This is a genomic window from Peribacillus sp. GL_122 (assembly GCF_057835005.1).
In genome coordinates, this window is record NZ_CM174415.1 from 1,059,761 (window position 1) to 1,083,742 (window position 23,982).

The following is a 23,982-nucleotide window of genomic DNA, read 5'->3' on the forward strand; positions in this document are numbered from 1 at the left end:
CCTCATATTTTAAACTAGGTGGCTCTGGAGAAATCAACTTTCTGTTGGGCGGTGGTAATGATATCAACACCCGCTATGTTTCGTTAGTGAGAGCCTCTGATGATCAAGAATTAATTCGACAAGCCAATACCAAATTTAAAGAAGAAAAATATCAAAAATACGTCTGGGATGCGTCTAAATACATTGGGGAAGTGTTATATATTAAAGCTGTAGACCAAGCTACAGGTGGTTGGGGTCATATAAACATGGATGATGTTAATGTTTATAATGAAGGGGCCATGCCAAATGAAGTAGACCAAGTTGCCAAAGAGCCTGAGAAAGGCGATTCGAAAGAAAGCGGCATCCTTACAGACTGGTCTGCTGTTTCTGGAGAGTGGATACCTTCTACTCATGGTAGTAACGGAGGGATTTGGGAATGTCCTACTCTCATCGAATTACCAATTGATGGTGACCCTTCAAAAACAAAATGGGTACTGCAGGTAAGCATTAATGATGGCGCTCCTGCAGGCGGGTCAGGTATGCAATATTTTGTAGGTACCTTTGACGGGAAAACGTTTAAAAATGAAAACCCTTCCAATCAAGTGTTATGGACTGACTACGGTGCAGATTATTATGCCGCAGTTGATTGGAGCGGAATTGAAGGGAAGAATGGCGAAAAATATTGGATTGGCTGGATGAGTAATTGGCTATATGCAAATCATACACCAACTTCGACTTGGAGAAGTTCAACGACATTGCCAAGAAAGATGGAGCTAACTCAGACAGAAGAAGGTTTACGTTTAAAACAAACACCAGTTTCTTTAAAAACCATTCGAGAAAAGAGTGAAAAAATTTCATATAAAAATAAAGTCATATCTGGTGAAAGTAATCTCCTATCTAAACTATCAGAAGATACATTTGAAATGATAGCTGAGTTTAATGTAGATGATATAAAAGCAACTGAATTCGGCTTTCAAGTTCGTAAAGGAGCAACTGAATATACGACTATTGGCTATGATGTTGCCACCAAACAATTATTCGTAGACCGTTCAAATTCAGGAAGCTTTGATTATGGGAACAATGTAGTCGGTAAGCATGACGGACCGTTAAATGCATTAAATGGGACTGTGAAAATGCATATTTTCATTGACCGATCTGCTGTAGAAGTGTTTGGAAACAAAGGTGAAACGGTTATTTCTGATCAAATTTTCCCGGATCCCTCAAGTAAAGGATTACAAATTTATAGCAAGGGTGGAGAAGTTACATTAAAGTCTTTGAAAATATACCCTTTAAAGAGTATATGGAAAAGATAAAGACTAAATTTCAATCCTATTAAAGATGGGTTGATAGTAAGGGTTTATGAAGGCTGTCGAAAATGATCGATAGCCTTTCATTTTACCTAAATCACAAGAATGGAGATGTAATGTAAATGAATAAAACAAACCGCGCAGTCATATGCGTTGGGGAGCTTTTGATCGATTTTTATTGTACAGATATTGATGTTAATTTAATGGAAGGTAATCATTTTCTAAAGAAAGCCGGGGGTGCACCAGCGAATGTCGCAGCTGCTATTTCAAGGCTAGGTGGGGAAGCGAGTCTTATTGGAAAAGTAGGAAATGACCCATTTGGATTATTTTTAATAGAAACGATGAAAGAGGTGGGGGTTGATACATCGATGATTGTTACTGATGATTTGGCACCAACTACTTTAGCATTTGTTTCTTTACAAGCAAATGGTGAAAGGGATTTTGTATTCAATAGAGGAGCGGATGGAAATTTAACAGAGGATAACTTATACCTAGATAGATTAAGTGGTGCAAAGATCATTCACTTTGGATCTGCAACTGCATTTCTGGAAGACCCTTTTAAAACAACTTATTTAAAGGCAATGGAATTTGCAAAAAAAAGGGGGATATTTCTATCGTTTGACCCTAACTTCCGACATGATTTATGGAAAAATAGAGTGGCTGAATTTATTAGTTTAGCCAGAAAGGGTATATCAATGGCTGACTTTGTAAAAGTAAGCGAAGTAGAGCTTGAACTAATCACGGGAAAAATGGATAAATATGATGGAATAGCAATGCTCCATCATTTAGGGGCAAAAATAGTGGCTGTTACCCTTGGATGGGAAGGCACTCTTCTTTCAAATGGAAGTGGAATGGGTGTAATAAACAGTGTCGAAGTAAATTCAATTGACTCAACTGGTGCTGGTGATGCATTTGTCGGTGCTGCTTTATTTCAATTTGCAAATCTTGAGTCCTATGACACAATTCTTAGTGATTTTAGTAAACTTAAAGAGATCATTCTTTTTGCAAATAAAGTAGGTGCCGTCGTGTGTACGAAGGTAGGAGCGATTTCTTCTCTACCAAATGAAGAGGATATATATAAGATTTAGTCTTCATCGTATTGTTTCGGATTTTTAGTTTATATAAGCGGTTGTTCAAAAAAAAAGCGGTGGAAGTTCAGTCACAATGGTATAAAAAAACCTTTCCCATAAAACCGATATGCGATATATTAGTTTTATGAAAAAGAATACAATTCAACCAATTAAACGTTTGTCACTTAGAGATGAGTAAAAGACAAAGGTTTCCCGACCCAATGCCCCGAAAGTTTACAGCTCGGGCCACGTGTACGTGTTGGGCAATATCAACACCAACAATTAGATGGTGATCCGTAATTCTCTCAATTAGTTGATTTTGTTTGTTTTGCATTTTAATATTCATAGTAGGGCTTCCTCCTTAAGACTTTGAGTTAGACTGGACTCTATACTTGTATCTTACTGAGGGGATCTATTTTTTTTAAACCTGAAATTTAACGATCTACAGGAATGCTAACGGGTGCGTTCGCTGAAGACCGGAGCTGTCTTTAATGCAGTTTCTTTATGTAACTATCGGGGCAGGTTAGTTCAACAAGAGATTCGATAAAACCTCATTTTCATATTTAGCTGCTAGGCCTCTTTATAAGCCGAAAACGTTGATTCATCAAGTATGTATAAAATCCTGTATGAACAATAAAAATGGACGATGTGAAACCCCTTGGAAGCCAAGGGGTTTTGTTGTGGTCAGGTTCTAATAGGAGTGATTATGTTAACTAAAATTGAATAACGTATAAAGCTTAAAAATAGAAAAAACTACTGCTCCCGTACAGTAGTTTTTCTGTTACGTAACAAGACATTAAAGTTAGGCATAATACTTTACGTAACTTGAGTTAGGTTAAAGTAAACTAACATTCTGGAAACCCTTATAAATTAATATAAAGATTTTTTCTATCCATAAGTTGTTTTGTTTTATATAAGTTACCTTCCTATATGAATAAAGGCAGCTTTCAATTTCTTGCTGAAAGCTGCCTTGTTAATTAGTAATTTACTATATAGGGATATATCTACATTAGTCTAACTATTCAAGAAATAAAGTACTAATAAAAACTTTTCTATCATAGCTCTTTGCTCGGACTTTTCCGAGACCAAACAACTACAGGAATAAGCACTAGTGACAGAATGGCTCCAGAAAGTGATAATGCTGCAAAACTAGAATGAGCGACTACCATTCCTGATACCCCCCCACCAGCTGCTCCTGACAGTGCAAATAGGACATCGACTGATCCTTGTGTTTTTGCACGCACAGATGGGTGTGTTGAATCTATAATGAGAGCAGTCCCACTTATTAAACCAAAGTTCCAGCCCAAACCTAGTAGTACTAACGCCAGGGTAAGCAGTGGCATTGAACCTACCGGTGCAAAAGCTGCCACCAATCCAGAGGCTAGGAGTGTAGCACCAGAAGCAACAGCCATAGTAATACGGCCAAGCTTATCTACCAGTATACCTGTCAATGGTGAAGGAAGGTACATAGCTGCTATATGGAAACCTATAACTAATCCTACTTCTCCCAAACCATGACCATGATGTCCCATATGAATTGGTGTCATTGTCATAATGGCTGCCATGACAAATTGAGTCAAAATCATAATTACAGCCCCTACAACAACACCCTTTTTGTTTATGGTAGCATTCTTTAAATTTGTCCCTGTCTGTGCGGTATCGTCTTTTTTCTTAGCATTCGCAATAGCTGTAGACACAACCAAAGGGTCTGGACGAAGAAAAATTAAGATGAATAATCCAGCAATAATAAAAGCAGCTGCTGACAAGATAAAGGGGCCAGCCAAGGTTGGAACACCAATTGAATCCGCAAATTCTCCCATTCTATTGACCAAGTTAGGACCAACTACAGCACCCAAGGTAGTGGAAACCATGGCCATGCTTGCAGCAGTTGCCCTTTGTTTATCTGTTGCAAGGTCTGTCCCTGCATATCGCGCTTGTAGATTAGACGCCGTACCAGCTCCATAAATAAAAAGAGAAATAAATAAAAGTGGGATGCTGTTGGTTAAAACTGCAATTATAACACCAATAGCACCTAACCCACCTGCAAGGAAACCACCTGCAAGTCCTGCTCTACGGCCAAAACGTTGTGAAGACCGGCCTATAAGTAGGGCAGCTCCTGCAGAACCTAAAGTAAATAGGGCAGTTGGAATTCCTGCCGCATTTTCAGTCCCTAGCATGTCTTGTGCAAGAAGCGCTCCTACTGTTATACCGGCTCCAAGTCCTGCTCCCCCAAAGATTTGTGTAAGAATCAAAATTCTTAATGTTTTTTTATAAAGCTGTATTTGTCTTTCTGGTGAATCAATATATTCTTGCAACCATATAAGCTGCTGTGTTGAGGAATTTGTATCTTTTGCTGACATTGTCATGAACCTTACCCTCCTAACGAAATATCCTTGTAGCTTTTCATGTTTGTTTTGTCATCCTTGGAACATTTCATTTATATCGTCATTAGAAGAAGCTCATAATTAAATTTTCGATAATTATGAGCTTCTTCTATTTCTTATTTTTAAATAGGAACGTGACGCTATTTGTCGGTGTTCATATTAAAATTTGTAGGATTCACCATCTTCTGGTACTAAAATATTACTTGAGAATCCTTTTTCTTTACTAAAGTTTTTTAATTCTTCTCTAGATAGTGTCCAATGGTTAACAGCTTCCATATGAACAGAAATAACCTTAGCATTAGGAGCCGCCTTGTGTACTTCATAGATGTCTTCTTTTCCCATAATGAGAGAACCATATTCTATAAATTGATTATCTCCACCATTGACGACAATAATATCTGGTTTATGGGTATCTAATTCTTCCTGTACACCTTCATACCAGACTGTATCACCAGCTACGTACAATGTTTTTTCACTTGGATGTTTAAAGACAACGCCACATACTTCCCCCATACGCTTTAATAGTTCTTCTCCTCTTCCATGCTCGCCTCTTGTTTTAACTAATTGGATGCCTTCAAAGACAGTGTCCTTTGTTAATACCTCTACATTTTGGAACCCGGTATTTTGGACTTCCTTTGCATCTTCTTCATTTTGAACGAACATTTTAATATCTTTTGGTAATAGTCTTTGCGCTGCCTCGTCAAAATGGTCTAAGTGTAAGTGAGTCACAATGACTGCTTCAACTCCACTAATAATATCGTCAACAGAGGTTGGTAAACTCACTGAAGGATTGTTTTGTTCTTGCCTAATCGTACCAGGGAAAGATGGGTACGTACCTTTCTCTGCTAACATAGGATCAATTAAAAACTTTTTATTTGCATATTCTACAACTATCGTTGCATTTCGAATTTGTGTAATCTTCATCTTTACAACTCCCTTTCTTTTCATGTGTGTTTCCTAACAGTGTTAAGTGTATAATATGAGCAGCATTCAAATACACAGATAAAATAAAGTGTTTTAGGCGTTTGACTTTATTATTGAAAGGAGTTGACGTTCAGATGGATCAAACAGATAAGCGAATTATAGAGGAGTTATGTAGCAATAGCCGGATTACGATGAAAGAATTAGGGGAGAGAGTTCACTTAACAGGACCAGCAGCCGCAGCTAGAGTGGAGAAATTAGAGGACAATGGGGTTTATTGAGGGATATAGCATTAAAGTAAATCAAGCGAAATTAGGGTGCTTTACGTATGCCTTTATCAATATCTATATAGAAGGTACACACCATCAACCTTATCTCTCATTTATCCAAACAAAGGAGGGGTATGTCATCAATAATTATAAAATCAGTGGAGATAGCTGTTATCTTTTGGAGTGCAGGTTTCCAAGTAATGAAGCGTTAAATCAATTTTTATTAGAGTTAAACAAGTATGCAAACTATAAATTATCGATCGTTATTAGTAAATAGGGCATGAATAAAAATGGATATTTGTGAATAATCGCATTTAAACTATAGGGGGCTTGAATAGAACAACGAAGGTAGCTGCGGCACCTCTTTTTCTTATTCAAAAGTTAGTTTGTGAAGGACTGTACTTAAACGAACGGGTGAGTTAGATGAAAATCAGAGCTGTCTTTAAGGCAGTTTTTTCTTATGGAACTATCGGGGCAGGATAGTTCAACAAGCATAGTGTTTTGGACTGTGAGGATTATTTCCAAAAAGGTTTTTTAATGGTAAAATTAGTTAGAGGTGATTTTGTTGAATAGTAATAAAAGTTTTAAATTTAATTTTATAGTTTCTTTAACTTTTCTCATTTTAGGTTTTATTTTTATAAATATCTTTACCAATATAGTACCTACCATTATTCTTTTTGGTTACTTCTTTCTGTACTACCTCATTAGTGGCCTTTATCGTTTATCCCATCATAAGAAACAAAGCAGATCGAACTCATATAATTAATTTTCATACCGTCTCATTTGCGTCACAGTTTGTGTCAACTCTTCAATAAGTCTTTTGGAACTAACGAGTGCTTTACTTCAATAAGGGAGTTGCTTTTGGCAGCTCTCTTTCTTATGGAACTAACGGGGCAGGTTAGTGGAATAAAAAGTGAATTAATCCATTATTATGTGTATTATGTTAACTGCATAAATCAGTTGTACAGAGATAATAAAGTTGTTTAATTTGCAATTATTTTGCGGTAATGAAATTAAATATCAAATAAAGGAAATATCTTCTTGACAGTCGAATATTAGCCTAGAACCATAATTAACTATTCCGATGAGGAGGATTCTTTTGCGTCCACGCCCATTATCTATTGAAAATCCAGAGTATGATAGGTATGTTAGTCTTGTGCCAGATGGAGATATTGAAGAAATACTTAGTAAGCAACGAACTAAGACCATTACCTTCTTGAGCAGCATATCATAGGAGTCAGCAAGGAAGGCGTACGCACCAGGGAAATGGACTTTAAAAGAAGTGATTGGGCATTTGGCCGACGTGGAACGTGTGATGTCGTATTGATCCTGATCCATTGCACGAAATGAAAGTGCACCATTCCCAGCAATGGATCAGGATCAATACGTTTCTGCGGCAAACTTCAACAAATTATCCTGGGAGCAGCTACTAGCTGGTTTAGACACGGTACGCTCCAACACGTTAAGTCTTATTTCAACCATTGATGATGCAGCATGGGATCGTAATGGAACTGTAATGAACAGCCCAGTTTCGATAGGTACCTTTGCATATGGCATTGTCGGGCACGAGTTACACCATATGAAAGTGATTAGTGATAAATACTTATAAGTCTTTTTCTATTAATGAAAAAACCTAATTTCTCATTTAATGCTGAGAAATTAGGTTTTTTAATATTGAAACTTCCTTAACGTTGTAAATCCGCATTTTCCTGACGCTACTGTACAGAGATAATAAAGTTGTTTAATTTACAATAAAGTCATTAAAAAATAATAATGTTGTTTAAAAATCCTTATGTCACTAACGGGGCAGCATTCCTGTATTAACTGAAATACTAAAAAGTTTGTGAAGAAATCTACTTAAACTAACGGGTGCGTTAGTTCATTAAGGAGTATGGAAAATGATCAAACAATTTTATAAAAGAATCATTCAATTGAATATATTAAGAGCGTGTTTTGGCCAATCTTTTTTCAAAACACGCTCTTTCTTTTCGTTTACCAAGGTTTTTAATATCAATTTGATCAAACTTTATTTTAAAATACAATCAAAAAATGAGTTAGGTATAACCGAACTTACCAAGGAGAAACATGTCCTTTTCCACCCACCATACCGCATAGATTCTGGAATCTCAAAGTCAGAAGGATTAGTAGCTTTTGGTGTGGGTAAATAACAACTTCAAATGAAATCAAAAAGGTAATGATTGGTCTTTTAAGAAGTATTAAAGCAACTTTTGAAGTGCTTGAAAAACACCTACCATAAAAAAAATTGACCAATTAAAAAAGAGGAGCCAAGTATGGTTCCTCTTTACTTTGTATATTCTATTCACTTTTAGTATACATAATGTGAATTCTAGGTAGCAAAAAAGCCTTTATACTGAGATTAAAGGCTTTTTTGCTACGTTTAAACTTTGTAAGTTCAATTATTTAAGACGAAAGCTATCAGTATGGGATTTTCCTTTATCCTTCCAAGTAACATGAACTTTATAAATATGCCCTTTCTTAGGCCCATCTCCACCATAAAATTCTGCAGAAAATGGGTATAATACCGTTTCTTCACCGTCTTCGGCTATTCCTTCTTCAAAATCTCCAACAGACATTAGAGTTTTATTATCATCTGTAAAAGTTATATCTTCAACAGTAACTTTATCTCCAGACTTTTGCTTAAGGGTGCCAGTCCAACCCTTTTCAACATATTGATCTTGATTCTTTTTATAAGTTGCTTTCCACATTCCGTTTTCAGATGTACCCCAGATTGCAATACTGTTGTAATACCAATATACTACTCCACCCAAAAGTACAAAAATAATTAATAATTTTAAATAACTTTTCTTTTTCATGAAATTCCCCTTATATAACTTTTTATAACTATGTTTCTTTAATTTACCAGAAGTTATTAAAGCAAACTATCTTTTTTTATAAAAATAAAATATGAATATGATATGCAGAGCTAGTTTACATAAAGGGCCTTTTGTCGGAAAATCATTTTAAGCATTTCCCGTTTTTATTGCATAAATTAGGGGAGGGTTTCATGGAGAGAAAACGAGCATATACTGCCTATATGGGGGATAGATCCTGTGGATTTCTTAATGAACTAACGGGACAGGTTAGTTCTATAAGGGGTACCGCCATCAAAACGCGGATTTTCAACGTTAAGGGGATCTGGATACAAAAAAAGCCGATTTTCACCACGTTAAGGATGTAATCGGCTTTAGAACTATTCTTGATTTAAGGACCTCAATGTTTCTTAGTCGGTAACTTCTTTTTGATCAAAGCGATATTCTCCAAGGAAGTTGATATGTTCCCATCCTAATGGTGATATATGTTTTAATAAATCCACTCGTAACATTCCATTACTCTGTAGTAATTCGGTAGCTTTGCTTAGATAAACGGTATTCCATACACTAATTGCATTAATCAAAATGTTCAAAGCACTCGCACGTTGCAATTGTTCCTGTAGAGCACGTTCTCTTAGTTCTCCATGTTTTCCAAAGAAGATGGCTCGAGCCAGAAACAGCTACCCTGTCATCAGGCCAACAGGTTGCTAATTAACCAATAGATTTTCAAGTAGTGAAGAGACTTTCTCTGTTTCAATTTCATGATTTATTCTTTGTGTTTCTCTAAATTCTGCTATGCTTTTCCTCAGTTCATATAATAAATTAATGCTGACTTTCTATACCTTCATGTTTTATTGTATCCTCAAGTAATTTTAGCATGGGTTCCATAATGTTATCTCTTCTATAGATGAATGAAGTAGTTACAGTAGCGTCTTTTTTCGGAATAGGGTGACAACGAACCAATCCATTTGCCTCATATGGTTCAGCATAGGTTTTGACCATTAAAGCAATACCTAACCCTGCTCTTACACAATTCAGTATAATATCTAAGTTTCCAAGTTCATTAATTTTTGTAGGAATAATTCCTTCATCTTGTAACCAGGACTCAAACTTTAATCGATAATAACAGCCTGGCCGATACAAATACAACTTCGAATCATACAAATCCTTCAACTCTTTTATCGGGGGGTGAAGTGGATGGGTGACAAAAACAAGTTGTTCATGAAAAACTGTTTCTTGAACAATTTCCGGATGATCTACATTACCGGCTACAAAAGCGCAATCAATTTCGCATTTTAACAAAGCTCGCATTAGTTCTTCGCTTGTGTCTGTTACTAAGGTTATGTCTACATCTGGGTATTCCTCATGATAAGTAGAAAAAAGGAGAGGAAGTCGAACGGTTGCGGTGGATTCAATTGCACCAATTATTAAAGAACCACTAGGGGTTGAAGTATATTCGAAAGCCCTTTGAGCTTCGTCAAATAAAGGAAGAATTTTATCGGCGTACGAAAGCAAAGTTCGTCCTGCTGAAGTTAGAGAAATACCTCTATTGTGACGGTGAAGCAATGGTGTATGAAGTTCTTTTTCCAGATGCTGAATCCGGGTAGTTACGCTAGATTGTACATAGCTCAATAAAGATGCAGCTTTAGATATACTTCCTTGATGAGCAACGGTACGGAAAATTCTCAAATCCTGAATATCCAAAGAAAGTACCTCCTGTTGGTGTTTTGGTATTGGTAAAATCGATATCTGGTATCTTTTATGTTCATTATACTAAATACCAAAAAGAACGTATATTAAAAATGTATTTGAGTATTCCAAAGAGGAGGATTAACAAGATGAATATGAAAAAAATCATTTTACCCGTTACTCACACAAGAGTATTTTCTGCTTCTCCCTACGGAGGAAATCCATGCCCGGTTGTATTTAATGCAGACCAGCTCACTTCGCAGGAAATGTGCACAATTGCAGCCCAGTTCATGCAGGAAACTGTGTTTGTATGTAGCCCTCAAAACGATGGTTCTGATGTGCGATTACGTTATTTTGTACCAAACCATGAAATGGAGATGTGTGTTCATGCAACAGTAGGTTGTACAACGGTTTTAATTCAGAAGGGGTTTCTTAACAAGACTACAGTCCAAATAGAAACACCACTGGGAATTATCTCTGCCAATTCTGAAACCTCTTCCGATAATCTTCTTAATATTATAGTTGAGCAGTTTCCTCCTCGGTTTTCCCAGGATAATCCGAGCATTTCTCAAGTGGCAAAAGCGTTGGGTATTAATGTTTCCGATATAGATATTACTGTTGGACCAGTCCAGTCAGTCTCAACATCCAGAGCTAAGCTTATGGTACCTCTAAAAGATTCGGAAGTATTGAACAGTCTAAATCCTGATTTTGAATATCTTTGGGAAATCTGTGACCAATATGATACGACTGGTTTTTATCCTTTTTCCATTGAACACCGGGAAGAAAGTCCAATAGTTTCTGCAAGACAATTTCCTAAGCGAGCCGGGTACAATGAAGATTCTGCAACGGGTGTAGCTGCCTGTGCACTAGGATCTTATTTAGTCGAGCACCATGTTTTCAAAGAAAAAGAATCTGGTTGGCATAAAGTGCAAATCAATCAAGGTTTTTCAATGAAAAAGCCAAGTGTGATTTATGCGGAAAGTTTCGTACAAGGTAGTGAAATAATAAAAACTCAAATTATGGGTCAAGCAGTAATAGAATCAGATAAAACGATAATGATCGACAAGACCGTTCAAAATTAATGCCTATTTTTGTTACTGACTTAATAACGATAAGAATTTTGGGACATCAGATGGAACACTGACTAGCCTTATTTTACGAAATTGATTCTAAATCAATAGATTAGACAATATTGATACAAGAGTTTCACCTTAACGGTGTAAAGTGTCAAAATCCTGACGCTAACCCTATAAGGGAAAAGCGCGAAAAAGTATTGAATGAGGTGGGAAGATGAATTTGGCTAAAGGTCAGATAGAGCAAAGATTAGAAGAGTTAGGTTTTACCCTTCCTCAACAGGTGAAAAGTGCAGGTAATTATGTCCTTGCAAAAAAATATGGGAATTTATTGTATCTGAGTGGAGTTACTTGTAAGATGAATGGTCAACTTATGCTGACTGGAAAATTGGGAGAACAAGTAACGATTGAGGATGCCCAACAAGCAGCTCAATTATGTACTATAAATCATCTTAGTATTGTACGAAATCATATTGTGAATCTAGATCAGGTAGATCAGATCATTAAATTGGTAGGTTATGTAAATTGTGTCGGTAGCTTTCCGGACATGCCAAAAATCCTTGATGCTGCCTCAAGTCTCTTGATTGATGTTTTTGGTGAAAAAGGACAGCATACAAGAAGTGCGATTGGAGTCCAGTCGTTACCTGGAAATGCAACTATTGAGACTGAGTTGTTGATTGCATTAAGAGATTCGTGACGTTCTACACGATGAGTTCGAGAAATCATTTAATTGAAAACTCAACATATTAGGAACGGAATTAACAGATTCCGGTCCGGTTAAATTTAAGAAGAAAGCTAGCGGAGCTTACCAACTCACTAGAGAAATGATGAAAAAGTGTTTAATTACTATGGAAAAGTAGTTATGAAGAAGATTGGTTCGGCTAAGCAAATAGAGGATTAACGGGGATGGAATATAAATAGGGGCATACACCCCCTATTTATATTGTGGTAAGAAAGGGCGGATAGCAAATTTTCATAAAAAAATCAGTGCAGGAGTTTGGGCGGGATCTGTATTTCTCGTTCAGTCGTTTCAGTGTTCCCTATACGAGTGAGTAGGAATGGGAGGAAAAAATAAAATGAAAAAATTCGGATTGCCACTCCAGATCTTAACTGGTCTTCTTTCGGGTATTATTGTAGGTGCTGTTTTCTATAAAAATCCTGGAGTTGAAACGTATTTAAAACCTTTAGGTGATATCTTTCTCCACTTAATTAAAATGGTTGTTGTTCCCATTGTTATTTCTAGTATTATTGTTGGGGTTGCTGGATTTGGTGATGCGAAAAAGCTTGGAAGCCTTGGTTTTAAAACCATACTCTACTTTGAAATCATTACCACTTTGTCCATAGTTTTCGGAATCCTTTTTGCAAACATCTTTCAGCCTGGGACGGGCATCAATTTAAGCGAACTTACAAAAGGCGATATTTCAAGCTATGTAGAAACCGAAAAGACAATTGAACAAGGTGGACATTTAGACTTTATAATTAATATAGTTCCTACCAATATTTTTGATGCTATGGCAAACGGACAGTTATTATCTATTATCTTCTTTTCTTTATTATTTGGATTAGGAGTCGCAGCTATCGGTGAAAAAGGAGAACCAGTATTACATTTCTTTACAAGTGTTTCGCATGCAATGTTTCATGTAGTGGGTCTTGTCATGAAAGTAGCCCCATTTGGAGTTTTTGGATTAATAGGTGTAACTGTTTCTAAATTTGGTATCAGTTCACTTATCCCCTTGGGGAAATTGATTCTTGTTACTTATGGAGCCATGTTCTTCTTTGTTATAGTTTGTTTGGGTTTAGTAGCAAAGCTATTTAAAGTTGATTTTATTAAGATGCTAAAATTTCTTAAGGACGAATTAATCCTTGTGTTCTCTACTGCTAGTTCTGAATATAAAAGTATCATTCAATTGAATATGTTAAGAGCATGTTTTGATCAATCTTTTTCAAAGCATGCTCTTTCTATTTATTTATCAAGGTTATTTGTATTAATTGATGGCCGTCAATTGGCGGCCTTTTAAAGTATGATTCTTGATATAGGATGGTTTGTAAAATTCAGAAAAATATAAAAAATATTATTGACTTATGTTTTGAGTGTTATGTATTATGTATACATAACAAATATTGAGTTTTAACCAATCATATTGATTCCAATTATTCATATTGAAAAGACTCATCAAAAAGGACGGATTAACATGGCAGGAATCCATTTAAAACCAATCGAAAAGGAAAGAACAACACAAGATAAAGTTTATAAGCAAATTAAAAAAGCGATTTTATTTGGTGGTATTACCGGTGATGAAATATTTACAGAAGTTCAATTAGCGGAAAGGTTAAATACTTCAAGAACGCCGGTTAGGGCAGCTATTCAAGATTTGGTGAAGGAAGGATTACTTGTTTCTATTCCAAGGAAGGGATTAACGGTAAGAAAGATTACACCAGAGGAACAGGATGAAATCTTTTTACTAAGAAGTGCTATTGAAGTTGAATCGGTGAAAAAGCTAACAAAAGAAATTACATCACCTGAACAACTGAGGTTACTTAAATTAATTCTGAAGCAACAAGAAGAAGCATTGCAAAATGATGATGCCATTAGTTTTATAAGTCTAGACCATGAGTTTCATCTCTCGCTGACAAGACTAGCGAACTTCACCATAATAGAGCAAGTCTTGAACAATCTGCATAACCTTACTCAGCTTATGGGTCTAAAAGCAGTCAGTAAACATGGGAGAATGAAGAAAGTTTTGATGGAACATAATCAGATTATCCAGGCTTTAGAAGAAAAAAATCCCGAACTAGCTTCACAGGCGATTTTAAATCATTTAGAAAAAACAAAAGAAACATTAATTATTGTTGATAATTCCTGATTTTCTATCAAATGCTTGAAGGGGGGGATTGCTCCTGGTAAAAGGTAGGTTACTACATCTCTAGGGACAAAAAATAAGGGTTTAGAATCAACTTCAGCCTATGAAATAGAAGATATACTGCAAGATCAAACCAAGTCTTTTGTCACGTTTATAGCAAAAGCCTTGGGAAAATTCTTTCGAAGGCCTTTTCCTGAGTTTTTGCTATAAATAGTCTTATTGTTGAAACAATGAGAGATCTGTCAGAGGTAAGTCTATAGTTTATTGGAATTGAAAGCGTTTACCTGATGTCTCGTTGGAAATTTCTATGTTATTGAAGTAGTAGTGGAAAAGATTCATGACTTTTTGTTTTATGGAGCGTAAATCACAATTCATTAAAACGCTTAAGTTAGCACCATCAAGAAGAAATAGAACAAGTTGTTAATGTTCTAAGGTAAAAGAGTAAAGGATATGAACATGAAATTTAATATGTAATGACATTACCTTAATTACATGATTGGAAATACAAAACCTTTAATGTATACACAACACATAATACACAACACATAATACAATTAAGGTTCGCTGATAAGCTGTTAAATTGTTTCTTGTTTTTAAAACATGTACTTATTCAAACATATGGGAGGAATCAGGTATGGTTAGAACAGGTAAAGAATATTTACAGACATTGAAAGATGATAGAGCGATCTACATAAATGGGGAACGAGTACAGGATGTGACGACCCACCCAGCTTTTACAGGAATTACAGATACCATTGCAGGATTATACGATTTAGCATCAGATGAATCTCAGAATATGACATACAAAACTGAGGACGGTACACTGGCAAATAAAATTTATATGATTCCAAGGAGTCGGGAAGAACTTAAAGAGAGAAGATTGGCGATTTCTAAATGGTCTGAAACAACTTGTGGTTTTGTCGGAAGAAGCCCTGATCATGTCGCCAGCTTTTTGGCTGCCTTTGCCAGTTCACCCGAAGTGTTTGATCGTGGAGGAGAAGGTTATGGGAATAATGTTTTGAATTTTTATAAACATGTGCGAGATGGGGATCTATATGTAACATACGTTATTATTCCACCACAAATTGATCGAAGTAAAGCAGCTCATGAGCAGGAAGATAAATTTCTCCCAGTTGGAGTGTACGAAGAAAGAGAGGATGGAATTATTGTTCGAGGTTCCCAGATGCTCGGTACTGCATCAGCAGTATCAGATTACTTATTTGTAAGTTGCCTTACACCACTCAGACCTGGGGATGAAGATTATGCTTTGTCTTTTGTACTACCGATTCATGCAAAAGGCTTAAAATTTTATGCAAGGCCTGGTTATGCTGAAAAATCACCAAGCACATTTGATTACCCACTATCCTCTCGTTTTGATGAAAGTGATTCATTAGTTGTTTTTGACGATGTATTTATTCCTTGGAAAGATATTTTTGTTTACAAAAATATTGACATCGTGAGAGCTCAGTTCCATGAAACACCAGCTCACATATTAGGCAATAATCAAGCGCAAATAAGATTTAGCAATAAATTGAAATTTTTGATTGGTGCTGCTCGAAAAGTTTCTGCGATGAATGGAATTGATAAAATCCCTTCAGTCCAAGAGAAGTTAGGGGAACTTGCTTCTATTGCGGCTTCTGTGGAAGGTAATCTTTTAGCTTCTGAATATAATTGTATCATCGACAAAAACGGTGTGGCACGACCGAATCCACGTTTTCTTTATGGTGTAGTAGGTCAACAGGAAACTATTTATGCTTCCACTATAAAAATTTTAAGGGAGTTATGCGGTGGAGGTGTTTTACAATTACCATCTTCATATAAAGAACTCATCAATCCTGAAACGAAAGATGATATGTATCAATATATACGTTCTACGGGAGTTGGAGCTGAGGAGAAAGTTAAATTATTTAAGTTAGTATGGGATATCATCGGTTCAGAATTCGGTGGTAGACATCAACAGTATGAATTGTTCTATAATGGTGCACCTTTCGTCACGAAAGGCTTTTCATTTAGAAATTACGGCTATGATGAGCCGGTTCAAATGGTGGATAAATTTTTAGAAAGCTATTCTCTTCCCACTCAGGTGAAGGAACTAATATAAGAAATATAAATAAAAGGATGGTTGAAAAAATGAAAATTGCATCAATACAATTGGAGATTAAAGATAGTGAATCTAAAAATGCTCGCATAGATCGTGTGGAGTCAATGATTGACGGATTAAAAGGACAAGATTTAATAGTTTTACCAGAAACGTGGGCAACGGGGTACTTTTCTTTTGATCGTTATATTGACGAATCGGAAGAGTTGAATGGGAACTTTGTACAACGTTTCTCCTCAAAGGCCAAAGAAGTTCATTCATATATATTTGCAGGTAGTTTTATAGAAAAAAATAATGGAAAATACTACAACACAAGTGTTCTATTTTCTCCAGATGGGACCCTTATAGGAACCTATCGAAAAATGCATTTATTTCGTTATGGTTCAAAAGAAGGGCAAATATTGACGAGAGGAAATGAAACAACTGTAGTGGATACAGAATTCGGGAAAGTAGGCTTATCAACTTGCTATGATTTGCGATTTCCTGAATTGTACCGTGCAGAAGTGGATTTAGGAGCAGAATTACTTCTTGTTACATCCGCTTGGCCACATAGAAGGCTGGAGCATTGGAAATTATTCAATTCAGTTCGAGCATTGGAAAACCAGTGTTTCTTGATTTCGAGTAATTGTGTTGGGAATACTAATGACGTCCTTTTAGCTGGTCATAGTCAAGTTGTTGATCCATGGGGGATTGTTGTGGCTGCTGGAGGAGATGAAGAAACGATTGTAAAAACAGAGATTGATCCATCTCAGGTTACTAAAATTCGTGATGTATTCCCTAATTTGAAGCACCGAGTCTTAGATGGACAGGAGGAATTCAGTTGATAAATATTAATGTTTGTGGAAGAAATATTGTCGCAGACCCTAAACGATTACTTATTGCTGGCTATACGGGGAAAGACCAGGAATCTGTAAAAAAACATATTGATGAATTGAAGGAGATCGGCGTTCCAGCTCCTCCACAAGTCCCGATGATTTACGATCTTTCAACAAATCTTATTACGACAAATAAGTCAATTTCAGTTATACAAGAAAGCAGCAGCGGAGAAGCGGAAGTGGTCATCATGAAAATTGAAGGGAAATGGTATTTAGGACTAGGTAGTGATCACACCGACCGCGGGCTTGAAAAAGTGTCTATTCAGAAATCCAAACAAGTATGCAGCAAGCCCATTTCAACACAATTTTGGTCCTTGGATGATGTAAAAGATCGATGGGATGACATTGAAATGAGAAGCTGGATGGTTGTAGAAGGGGTGAAAAAAGAGTACCAAACAGGCAAACTGGGAGAATTCCTGCAACCTAAAGAATTGCTCAAAATCATAGAGGAGCGTGGATATGATAGTGAGGATATGATTGTGTTTTGCGGAACATTACCGATTAAAAATGGTGAATTTATTTTTGGGGAAGCATTTTCAGCAGAATTATATGATCGTTTAACAGATAACAAAATTCAATTAAATTATCAGGTTCATATTTTAATGGATGCGGAGGTAGTATGACATGGAAAAATCAGAAATGAAAATTGTTAGAAAACCAGAAATTGAATTTATTGAGTATAAAACCTTTGAGGCTGTTCCTTCAAAAACTGTAGAAGGTGCATCCCAACGAATTATTGCGCAGATTCCAGATACTAATGTAGCAACTCGCATTCTTGAACTAGAGGCAGGTACTGATACATCCCCAGATGGAGTACAAGTCCATGATTTTTGGGAAGAATTATATATTATTGAAGGATCCTTGATTGATTTACGTCTAAATGAGGAATTTACAGCAGGAATGGTTGCTTGCCGTCCTCCTGGGATGGAGCATGGACCATGGAAATCACCTAATGGTTGCAGGATTTTTGAAGTTCGCTATTATGCAGATCAGAAAAAAGAAGAACATGAATTTGTCGATCATAACACTTTTGAAGCGCAGCCTTTTAGTAAGGTTAAGAGCCTTACTGAAAGAATCATTGCTTCTGACCCTACTACAGGAGTCGCTACAAGAATTCTTCATAACGGTCCAGGGACAGATACTTCTCCTAATGGAGTACAAGTCCATGATTTTTGGGAAGAATTATATATTATTGAAGGATCCTTGATCGATTTACGTCTAAATGAGGAATTTACAGCAGGAATGGTTGCTTGCCGTCCTCCTGGGATGGAGCATGGACCATGGAAATCGCCAGATGGCTGTAAGATTTTCGAGGTCCGTTACTACTCCAAGGAACAATAAACAGATATGTTTTGAAACGAATAAGCTCCTGCATTTCTATACGAATATGGTTATCTATCAAATGGCTTCTCGTGACATCAAACAACGAGGAGCCTTTTATCCCCGATACATTCTTACTCAGGAACCAAGTTCTGATTGCTAAAATTGATAATTGGATTATCTCAGGAAGAAAGTATCTGAATTTTCTGTGTAATGAATTATGTATACACAATTCATTACACAGAAACCTATAATCGTCAAACAATGAGTGCACATTCAAGATTATTGGAAAGTTAAATAGTTGACTTGGAAAATGTACCACATGAATGGGTGATACCCGTCCACCGGGTACGAAACTTGGTCCTTGTTTACCAAACGGATGCAAGGTTTTTGAAGTCCAGTATTACATTAATTAAATCGACAACACAATTTTTTCCCCTTTGACAAAAATTATTATCTTGATGACGGAGAAGGTGAAGCAAGTTGGAAGTTTTCCATTTAACACATCCACTAAAGGGATCCATAAATCCAAGGGAGCCTCACGTAATGGCATTAGGTTTTTTTGACGGTGTTCATTTAGGTCATCAATCACTTTTAATGCAAACCAAGAAAATAGCCGAAAAGAACAATCTTAAATTCACGGCGATGACCTTCGATCCACATCCAAATGAAGTAATCAAATTGGAGAAAGATTTGAGATATTTAACTCCTCTAGCTTTAAAGATTGAAAGAATGGCTGCTATTGGAGTGGATAAACTCTTTGTCATAAAGTTTAATTTATCATTTGCTTCCCTTCAGCCATCTGATTTTATTAAACAATATGTTTTAGGTCTTCAAGCTAAACACTTAGTGGTAGGATTTGATTTTACCTTTGGTAATAAAGCCCAGGGTACGGTTGATTATTTGCAAAATGTGAGCAAAAATAACCCCTTTGATGTAAGCGTCATTTCAAAACAGGTACATAATGACGAAAAAATAAGTTCAACTTTAATTAGAAAAATAGTAAGGGATGGAGATGTCCACCTTGTTCCGTACTATTTGGGACATCATTTTGAAATTAAAGGGGTCGTTTATAGTTCAAATAGACATAAACATGAGAATGAGAAAAATATGGAGATCTATATTGAAAATAAGTATATCCTGCCAAAACCAGGTGTATACAGTGTAGAAATCAAAAGCGAGAACAAAACTTGTCATGGGTTATTTATAAGATATGGGTCCAGCAATAGAAATGATGAAATAAGCGGTCAAATTACAGAAGGGCTGAAGGGGGGTGTTGTGGAAGAATTGACAGTTAAATTCTTAAAACAGATACCTTTTGAGTCAATGTCTCAGTATAGTTCAAATTTTAAGGAGGTTACAAACTGATGGATGATAGAAATTTTAGAAATGCGATGGGGAAATTTGCTACAGGAGTAACAGTCATTACATCACTTATAGAAGATGAAGCACACGGTATGACGGCGAATGCATTTATGTCAGTTTCCCTTAATCCAAGATTGGTCTTAATATCTATAGGCGAAAAAGCTAAAATGCTAGATAAAATTAATGAGTCTGGAAAATTTGCTGTAAATATATTGTCTGATGCTCAAAAAGAGTTATCCATGCATTTTGCGGGGCAGATTAAAGAAAACCGCCAGATTAAATTTGGCTGGGTAAATGAACTGCCAGTAATAAAAAATGCTTTAGCAAACATCGTATGTAAGGTCCATAGTAAACAAATAGCTGGAGACCATATACTCTTTATTGGAGAAGTAACTGATATCGTCATTAGCGAAGGAGCATCACTAGCCTTCTATGATGGGAAATATGGTAAAATACTCAACTAAACTGTTTATGGCAGGATTTTTGTTTAAGTTTGATAGTTAAAGTTGTATTGAAAAGATTTGAATTCCAATGTTGAACGTACTGGTCTCTTATTATCAGGATGATCCTTTTCCATATTATTTTAAAAGACCGTATAGCTTTCTTGAAAAAGCGCTTTTGTTTTGTTAAGGAGGGGAAACTCATGCAGAGCAAAAATAAGACAGTCGTCAGATCAATGGATATCCTTACTCTTTTCTTAACTCATTCAAAGCTAAGTCTTAATGAAATCGTACATTTTTCAGGGATACCGAAAACATCTGTTTTTCGAATGGTAATGTCACTTGAAGAAATGGGTCTTCTCGATAAAGATAGAGATGGCAAATATTCACTTGGGCTGTTATTTCTTCAGTTTGGCCATTTAGTAGCTGAACGGTTCGATATTCGAAAAGTAGCTCTGCCGATTATGCAAAAACTTCATGATAAGGTAGGGGAAGCTGTTAATCTCATCGTTCAAGATGGCAAAGAGGCAATCTGCATCGAAAAGCTGGATGAAAAACAGCAAGTAAGGCATTATACGACAATCGGCCGGAGAATGCCGCTTTATGCCGGTGCGTGTTCACGTGTTATTCTCGCTTTTCAGCCACATGATGAGCAGGAACGATATTTAGAGCAAACCGAACTGAAGTCGATCGCATCTGGAACGATTACAGTTAAAGAGGGACTTCGTATTCTTCTAGAAGAATCTCAAAAAACGGGATTTACGGTCAGTCACTCAGAACTTGAAAATTATATATCTGCGGTAGCCGCTCCTATTTTTGATTACAAAGGTTATATCATAGCGGGCATTAGTGTTGCAGGTCTTGAGGTGAATTACCAAGAGGAGTTGTTGCTTCCATTAGTTGAAAAGGTTAAGAGTGCAGCACTCGAGATTTCACAGAAATTTGGATATACCGATAAACATCTTTGCTTAGGCTGATATATCAATATGTCCTCGGTTGAGAACAAATTGCGATTGTCTTTAAGCTTTTGCAGCAGAACGATTATTGTCTTTTTGAAGGTATTTCTATAATGTATTGTGTATACACAATACATTATACATAATACCTATGGAATTAAAAGCTCATTAATTGCATGTTCAAGATGATTACGGATGAGAAGCAATACTATAGGTAAGGATCAGACTCTCTTTATCGGGGGAATAACCTATTTCGTTATTAATGATGTTGCACCTTTTACCTTCTATTAAGGAAAATGGGAAGAATTATCAGCAGGCCATCTTGATAATTCTTCAACATCTAAGAAATCACATCCAGAAATGTAACTAATTCGGAGGTGTGTCAATTGAGTGGGAAAAAGAAACTGGACAAGAAATCAAAAGAGATATTATTTGCGAGTTTACTTGGTAGTACTATTGAATTTTATGATTTCTTTCTTTATGGAACCGTTGCTGCACTTGTATTTAATAAATTGTATTTTCCTAGTGACGATCCGTTTGTAAGTTTATTGCTTGCTTATGCATCATTTGGGATTACTTTTTTTATACGACCTCTTGGCGGTCTTGTTTTTAGTCATTTGGGAGACAAGTTTGGCAGGAAAAATACTCTCGTGCTTTCACTTTTATTAATGGGAGTTTCTACAGTATGTATTGGACTCCTTCCAACATATAACATGATAGGGCTTTGGGCACCAATCCTTCTTGTTTTTTTTCGTCTCGTTCAAGGTATTGGACTTGGTGGAGAATGGGGAGGGGCAATCCTCTTAGCGGTTGAATCTGCACCTAAAGAAAGACGTGGCTTTTTTGGAAGTTTTCCCGCAATGGGAATCCCTCTTGGGATGTTACTTGGGACATTCTCGATTTCATTAATGAGTTTACTTCCTGAATCCCAATTTCTATCATGGGGATGGAGAGTGCCGTTTATCCTAAGTGCCATTTTGGTTGTTATCGGTATTTGGATACGAAAAGGGATTGAGGAAACTTCGGCATTCAAGGAAGAGAAAGAAAAAGGAAATGTCGTAAAAATCCCACTCATTGATACATTGCGATATCATTGGAAAGCGGTATTAATTTCTTTAGGTGCAAAATGTGTTGAAGTGGGCCCATTCTACTTATTTTCCACATTTTTCATATCATATGCTACGGAAACACAAGGCTTTTCGAGGACTACAGCTTTAAATGTAGTTACTGCAGCAACAATTGTTACAGCAATTTGCATGCCATTTATGGGAAGGTTATCTGATAAAATTGGCCGTAAACGTGTTTTTCTTATTGGCACAATCGGAATAACTCTTTTTGCCTTTCCATACTTTTATTTATTTTCCTTACAATCTACTCCTTGGTTATACGTTATTTCAATAGTAGGCTTAGGAATTCTATGGCCTCCAATTGCGGCGACTATTGGTACAATGTTTACTGAAATGTTTAGTACGAATGTTGGCTATACAGGAATAACACTTGGTTATCAAACAGGCTCTGCATTATTTGGTGGAACTGCTCCAATGATTGCGACAATATTAGTCGGCGCTTACAATAATTCTTGGATTCCACTAGCATTATTTTTAGTATTTCTTTGTATCGCATCTCTTATCTCCGTATTATTTGTCCGAAATAGTCAAAGTACAAGCATTCCTTTCTCTGAAAATGGGACGATGGACGGAAAGGATAAAGAAAACCAAATAATCGGGTAATGGATTGTCTTTTTCTAAGAGGGACTCGATTCAAATGGCCGATTTATCTTTAAAAATGGTAGCGTTTACACAGTTGGTGAAGGCCGAAGTTGGGCGGAATGGTTTGGGTTGGGAAGACGAATTTCTTTACGTTGGTAGCGGCTAGGGAGCTGCAGCTGGCAAGGAACAAACATCGGACTGCTCATTTGCTACGATATAGAATTTCCAGAATCAGCACGTGCAGTTGCCAGTATGGGAACAGAGCTATTGGTGTTGACAGATGGAAATTGGGATGGTCCGGTACACCGCCTTGCCATTAAAGCCAGAGAACAAGAGAATCAAATGTTTGTCGCTATGGCAAATCGAGTTGGACAGCAAGAGGAAACTGCGTTTTGTGGAGAGAGCGTTGTTGTTGATCCATATGGAAGGGTAATTGCTGAAGCGGGACGTGAAGAAGAGGTGTTATCAGCATCGATAGACTTGTCGCTTGTTCATGAGAGTAGACAACAATATCACTATTTGAAAGAGCGCAGGGTTCCATTTAATACATCTTCAAAGGAGATTGGAAAGGGAATTCGGCAAATTAAAATCTAATAGTTTGAACCGCATTTCTTAGAGGCATGAATTCCAATGGAAACGTGTCGCAATGAGTATTAATGGCAATCCTAAACAATCTTGAGATTCGGATCAACCAGAATACGCGGTGAGACATCTTCGTCTCTAACGATTAATTATGCAATCTTAAATAATTGATGTAAGATTGCATAAAACTATTAATCTATTAAATAATCTGTATATTGTAATTATTGGGAATATATCAATAATTAAATCGCGA

At 36.5% G+C, this 23,982-nt stretch carries 21 protein-coding genes and 4 pseudogenes; 19 read left to right on the plus strand and 6 right to left on the minus strand.

Annotated features, from left to right (window positions below):
• The first annotated feature begins 278 nt into the window (after nucleotides 1–278).
• Together AC3ISB_RS05075 and AC3ISB_RS05080 are read left to right on the plus strand one after the other, a co-directional pair.
• Complete coding sequence (locus tag AC3ISB_RS05075; protein WP_489276862.1) at nucleotides 279–1,292, plus strand: glycoside hydrolase family 32 protein; 1,014 nt, start codon at nucleotides 279–281, stop codon at nucleotides 1,290–1,292.
• A gap of 116 nt (nucleotides 1,293–1,408) precedes the next feature.
• On the plus strand, nucleotides 1,409–2,374 hold the full coding sequence (locus tag AC3ISB_RS05080; protein WP_489275719.1) for a carbohydrate kinase family protein: 966 nt from the start codon (nucleotides 1,409–1,411) through the stop codon (nucleotides 2,372–2,374).
• A gap of 179 nt (nucleotides 2,375–2,553) precedes the next feature.
• Here AC3ISB_RS05080 and AC3ISB_RS05085 read toward each other — a convergent pair.
• The 3 genes and pseudogenes from AC3ISB_RS05085 to AC3ISB_RS05095 form a co-directional block, all read right to left on the minus strand.
• Nucleotides 2,554–2,702: pseudogene (locus AC3ISB_RS05085) on the minus strand (IS110 family RNA-guided transposase); the annotation flags it as partial.
• A gap of 709 nt (nucleotides 2,703–3,411) precedes the next feature.
• Complete coding sequence (locus tag AC3ISB_RS05090; RefSeq protein WP_489275721.1) at nucleotides 3,412–4,722, minus strand: MFS transporter; 1,311 nt, start codon at nucleotides 4,720–4,722, stop codon at nucleotides 3,412–3,414.
• A 177-nt stretch (nucleotides 4,723–4,899) separates the two neighbouring features.
• A complete protein-coding gene (locus tag AC3ISB_RS05095) occupies nucleotides 4,900–5,664 on the minus strand; it encodes an MBL fold metallo-hydrolase (RefSeq protein WP_489275722.1) in 765 nt (254 codons plus the stop codon).
• Nucleotides 5,665–5,798: 134 nt separating this feature from the next.
• Here AC3ISB_RS05095 and AC3ISB_RS05100 point away from each other — a divergent pair.
• The 4 genes and pseudogenes from AC3ISB_RS05100 (at nucleotide 5,799) to AC3ISB_RS05115 (ending at nucleotide 8,098) form a co-directional block, all read left to right on the plus strand.
• Nucleotides 5,799–6,207, plus strand: a pseudogene (locus AC3ISB_RS05100) (Lrp/AsnC family transcriptional regulator).
• An 822-nt stretch (nucleotides 6,208–7,029) separates the two neighbouring features.
• Nucleotides 7,030–7,164, plus strand: a complete 135-nt coding sequence (locus AC3ISB_RS05105) for a hypothetical protein (protein ID WP_489275724.1) — start codon at nucleotides 7,030–7,032, stop codon at nucleotides 7,162–7,164.
• A 102-nt stretch (nucleotides 7,165–7,266) separates the two neighbouring features.
• On the plus strand, nucleotides 7,267–7,539 hold the full coding sequence (locus tag AC3ISB_RS05110) for a DinB family protein (protein ID WP_489276864.1): 273 nt from the start codon (nucleotides 7,267–7,269) through the stop codon (nucleotides 7,537–7,539).
• A 289-nt stretch (nucleotides 7,540–7,828) separates the two neighbouring features.
• Complete coding sequence (locus tag AC3ISB_RS05115) at nucleotides 7,829–8,098, plus strand: hypothetical protein (protein WP_489275725.1); 270 nt, start codon at nucleotides 7,829–7,831, stop codon at nucleotides 8,096–8,098.
• Nucleotides 8,099–8,347: 249 nt separating this feature from the next.
• Here the strand turns inward: AC3ISB_RS05115 and AC3ISB_RS05120 are convergent, their stop codons facing one another.
• The 3 genes and pseudogenes from AC3ISB_RS05120 to AC3ISB_RS05130 form a co-directional block, all read right to left on the minus strand.
• Nucleotides 8,348–8,764: a hypothetical protein gene (locus tag AC3ISB_RS05120; protein ID WP_480339903.1), complete on the minus strand. Its 417-nt coding sequence runs from the start codon at nucleotides 8,762–8,764 to the stop codon at nucleotides 8,348–8,350.
• Between the two features lie 407 nt (nucleotides 8,765–9,171).
• Nucleotides 9,172–9,435: pseudogene (locus AC3ISB_RS05125) on the minus strand (Tn3 family transposase); the annotation flags it as partial.
• Nucleotides 9,436–9,583: 148 nt separating this feature from the next.
• A complete protein-coding gene (locus tag AC3ISB_RS05130; protein WP_185150971.1) occupies nucleotides 9,584–10,465 on the minus strand; it encodes a LysR family transcriptional regulator in 882 nt (293 codons plus the stop codon).
• 134 nt (nucleotides 10,466–10,599) lie between these two features.
• On the opposite strand from AC3ISB_RS05130, the gene AC3ISB_RS05135 reads away from it, so the two are divergent.
• From AC3ISB_RS05135 to AC3ISB_RS05195, 13 genes and pseudogenes are all read left to right on the plus strand, one after another.
• Nucleotides 10,600–11,532: a PhzF family phenazine biosynthesis protein gene (locus AC3ISB_RS05135; protein WP_480339904.1), complete on the plus strand. Its 933-nt coding sequence runs from the start codon at nucleotides 10,600–10,602 to the stop codon at nucleotides 11,530–11,532.
• 208 nt (nucleotides 11,533–11,740) lie between these two features.
• A complete protein-coding gene (locus tag AC3ISB_RS05140; protein ID WP_489275728.1) occupies nucleotides 11,741–12,220 on the plus strand; it encodes a RidA family protein in 480 nt (159 codons plus the stop codon).
• 379 nt (nucleotides 12,221–12,599) lie between these two features.
• Nucleotides 12,600–13,412: pseudogene (locus tag AC3ISB_RS05145) on the plus strand (cation:dicarboxylate symporter family transporter); the annotation flags it as partial.
• 303 nt (nucleotides 13,413–13,715) lie between these two features.
• A complete protein-coding gene (locus AC3ISB_RS05150) occupies nucleotides 13,716–14,387 on the plus strand; it encodes a GntR family transcriptional regulator (protein ID WP_489275730.1) in 672 nt (223 codons plus the stop codon).
• Nucleotides 14,388–15,018: 631 nt separating this feature from the next.
• On the plus strand, nucleotides 15,019–16,485 hold the full coding sequence (locus AC3ISB_RS05155; RefSeq protein ID WP_144550614.1) for a 4-hydroxyphenylacetate 3-hydroxylase family protein: 1,467 nt from the start codon (nucleotides 15,019–15,021) through the stop codon (nucleotides 16,483–16,485).
• Between the two features lie 29 nt (nucleotides 16,486–16,514).
• A complete protein-coding gene (locus AC3ISB_RS05160; RefSeq protein WP_144550616.1) occupies nucleotides 16,515–17,306 on the plus strand; it encodes a carbon-nitrogen family hydrolase in 792 nt (263 codons plus the stop codon).
• On the plus strand, nucleotides 17,303–17,980 hold the full coding sequence (locus AC3ISB_RS05165) for a DUF2848 family protein (RefSeq protein WP_489275733.1): 678 nt from the start codon (nucleotides 17,303–17,305) through the stop codon (nucleotides 17,978–17,980). Before AC3ISB_RS05160 ends, AC3ISB_RS05165 begins: the two co-directional genes overlap by 4 nt.
• 1 nt (nucleotide 17,981) lies before the next feature.
• Nucleotides 17,982–18,698 carry a cupin domain-containing protein gene (locus tag AC3ISB_RS05170; RefSeq protein ID WP_489275735.1) on the plus strand — a complete coding sequence of 239 codons (717 nt, stop codon included), beginning with the start codon at nucleotides 17,982–17,984 and terminating at the stop codon, nucleotides 18,696–18,698.
• A 462-nt stretch (nucleotides 18,699–19,160) separates the two neighbouring features.
• Nucleotides 19,161–20,045, plus strand: a complete 885-nt coding sequence (locus tag AC3ISB_RS05175) for a hypothetical protein (RefSeq protein WP_480339908.1) — start codon at nucleotides 19,161–19,163, stop codon at nucleotides 20,043–20,045.
• The gene (locus AC3ISB_RS05180) at nucleotides 20,045–20,506 is read left to right on the plus strand and encodes a flavin reductase family protein (RefSeq protein WP_489275737.1); all 462 of its coding nucleotides are present in this window, start codon (nucleotides 20,045–20,047) and stop codon (nucleotides 20,504–20,506) included. The genes AC3ISB_RS05175 and AC3ISB_RS05180 overlap by 1 nt, the downstream gene beginning before the upstream one ends.
• 179 nt (nucleotides 20,507–20,685) lie before the next feature.
• Nucleotides 20,686–21,459 carry an IclR family transcriptional regulator gene (locus AC3ISB_RS05185; protein ID WP_480339910.1) on the plus strand — a complete coding sequence of 258 codons (774 nt, stop codon included), beginning with the start codon at nucleotides 20,686–20,688 and terminating at the stop codon, nucleotides 21,457–21,459.
• 365 nt (nucleotides 21,460–21,824) lie between these two features.
• On the plus strand, nucleotides 21,825–23,168 hold the full coding sequence (locus AC3ISB_RS05190; protein WP_489275739.1) for an MFS transporter: 1,344 nt from the start codon (nucleotides 21,825–21,827) through the stop codon (nucleotides 23,166–23,168).
• Between the two features lie 171 nt (nucleotides 23,169–23,339).
• Complete coding sequence (locus tag AC3ISB_RS05195) at nucleotides 23,340–23,741, plus strand: nitrilase-related carbon-nitrogen hydrolase (protein ID WP_489276866.1); 402 nt, start codon at nucleotides 23,340–23,342, stop codon at nucleotides 23,739–23,741.
• Nucleotides 23,742–23,982 lie beyond the last annotated feature (241 nt).

Bases quoted from the DNA above. Each gene is read 5' to 3' on its own strand.
- AC3ISB_RS05075 (WP_489276862.1), top strand. From the start codon at position 279: ATGCCAAATGAAGTAGACCAAGTTGCCAAAGAGCCTGAGAAAGGCGAT.
- AC3ISB_RS05080 (WP_489275719.1), top strand. From the start codon at position 1,409: ATGAATAAAACAAACCGCGCAGTCATATGCGTTGGGGAGCTTTTGATC.
- AC3ISB_RS05090 (WP_489275721.1), bottom strand. From the start codon at position 4,722: ATGACAATGTCAGCAAAAGATACAAATTCCTCAACACAGCAGCTTATA.
- AC3ISB_RS05095 (WP_489275722.1), bottom strand. From the start codon at position 5,664: ATGAAGATTACACAAATTCGAAATGCAACGATAGTTGTAGAATATGCA.
- AC3ISB_RS05115 (WP_489275725.1), top strand. From the start codon at position 7,829: ATGATCAAACAATTTTATAAAAGAATCATTCAATTGAATATATTAAGA.
- AC3ISB_RS05120 (WP_480339903.1), bottom strand. From the start codon at position 8,764: ATGAAAAAGAAAAGTTATTTAAAATTATTAATTATTTTTGTACTTTTG.
- AC3ISB_RS05135 (WP_480339904.1), top strand. From the start codon at position 10,600: ATGAATATGAAAAAAATCATTTTACCCGTTACTCACACAAGAGTATTT.
- AC3ISB_RS05140 (WP_489275728.1), top strand. From the start codon at position 11,741: ATGAATTTGGCTAAAGGTCAGATAGAGCAAAGATTAGAAGAGTTAGGT.
- AC3ISB_RS05150 (WP_489275730.1), top strand. From the start codon at position 13,716: ATGGCAGGAATCCATTTAAAACCAATCGAAAAGGAAAGAACAACACAA.
- AC3ISB_RS05155 (WP_144550614.1), top strand. From the start codon at position 15,019: ATGGTTAGAACAGGTAAAGAATATTTACAGACATTGAAAGATGATAGA.
- AC3ISB_RS05160 (WP_144550616.1), top strand. From the start codon at position 16,515: ATGAAAATTGCATCAATACAATTGGAGATTAAAGATAGTGAATCTAAA.
- AC3ISB_RS05170 (WP_489275735.1), top strand. From the start codon at position 17,982: ATGGAAAAATCAGAAATGAAAATTGTTAGAAAACCAGAAATTGAATTT.
- AC3ISB_RS05180 (WP_489275737.1), top strand. From the start codon at position 20,045: ATGGATGATAGAAATTTTAGAAATGCGATGGGGAAATTTGCTACAGGA.
- AC3ISB_RS05185 (WP_480339910.1), top strand. From the start codon at position 20,686: ATGCAGAGCAAAAATAAGACAGTCGTCAGATCAATGGATATCCTTACT.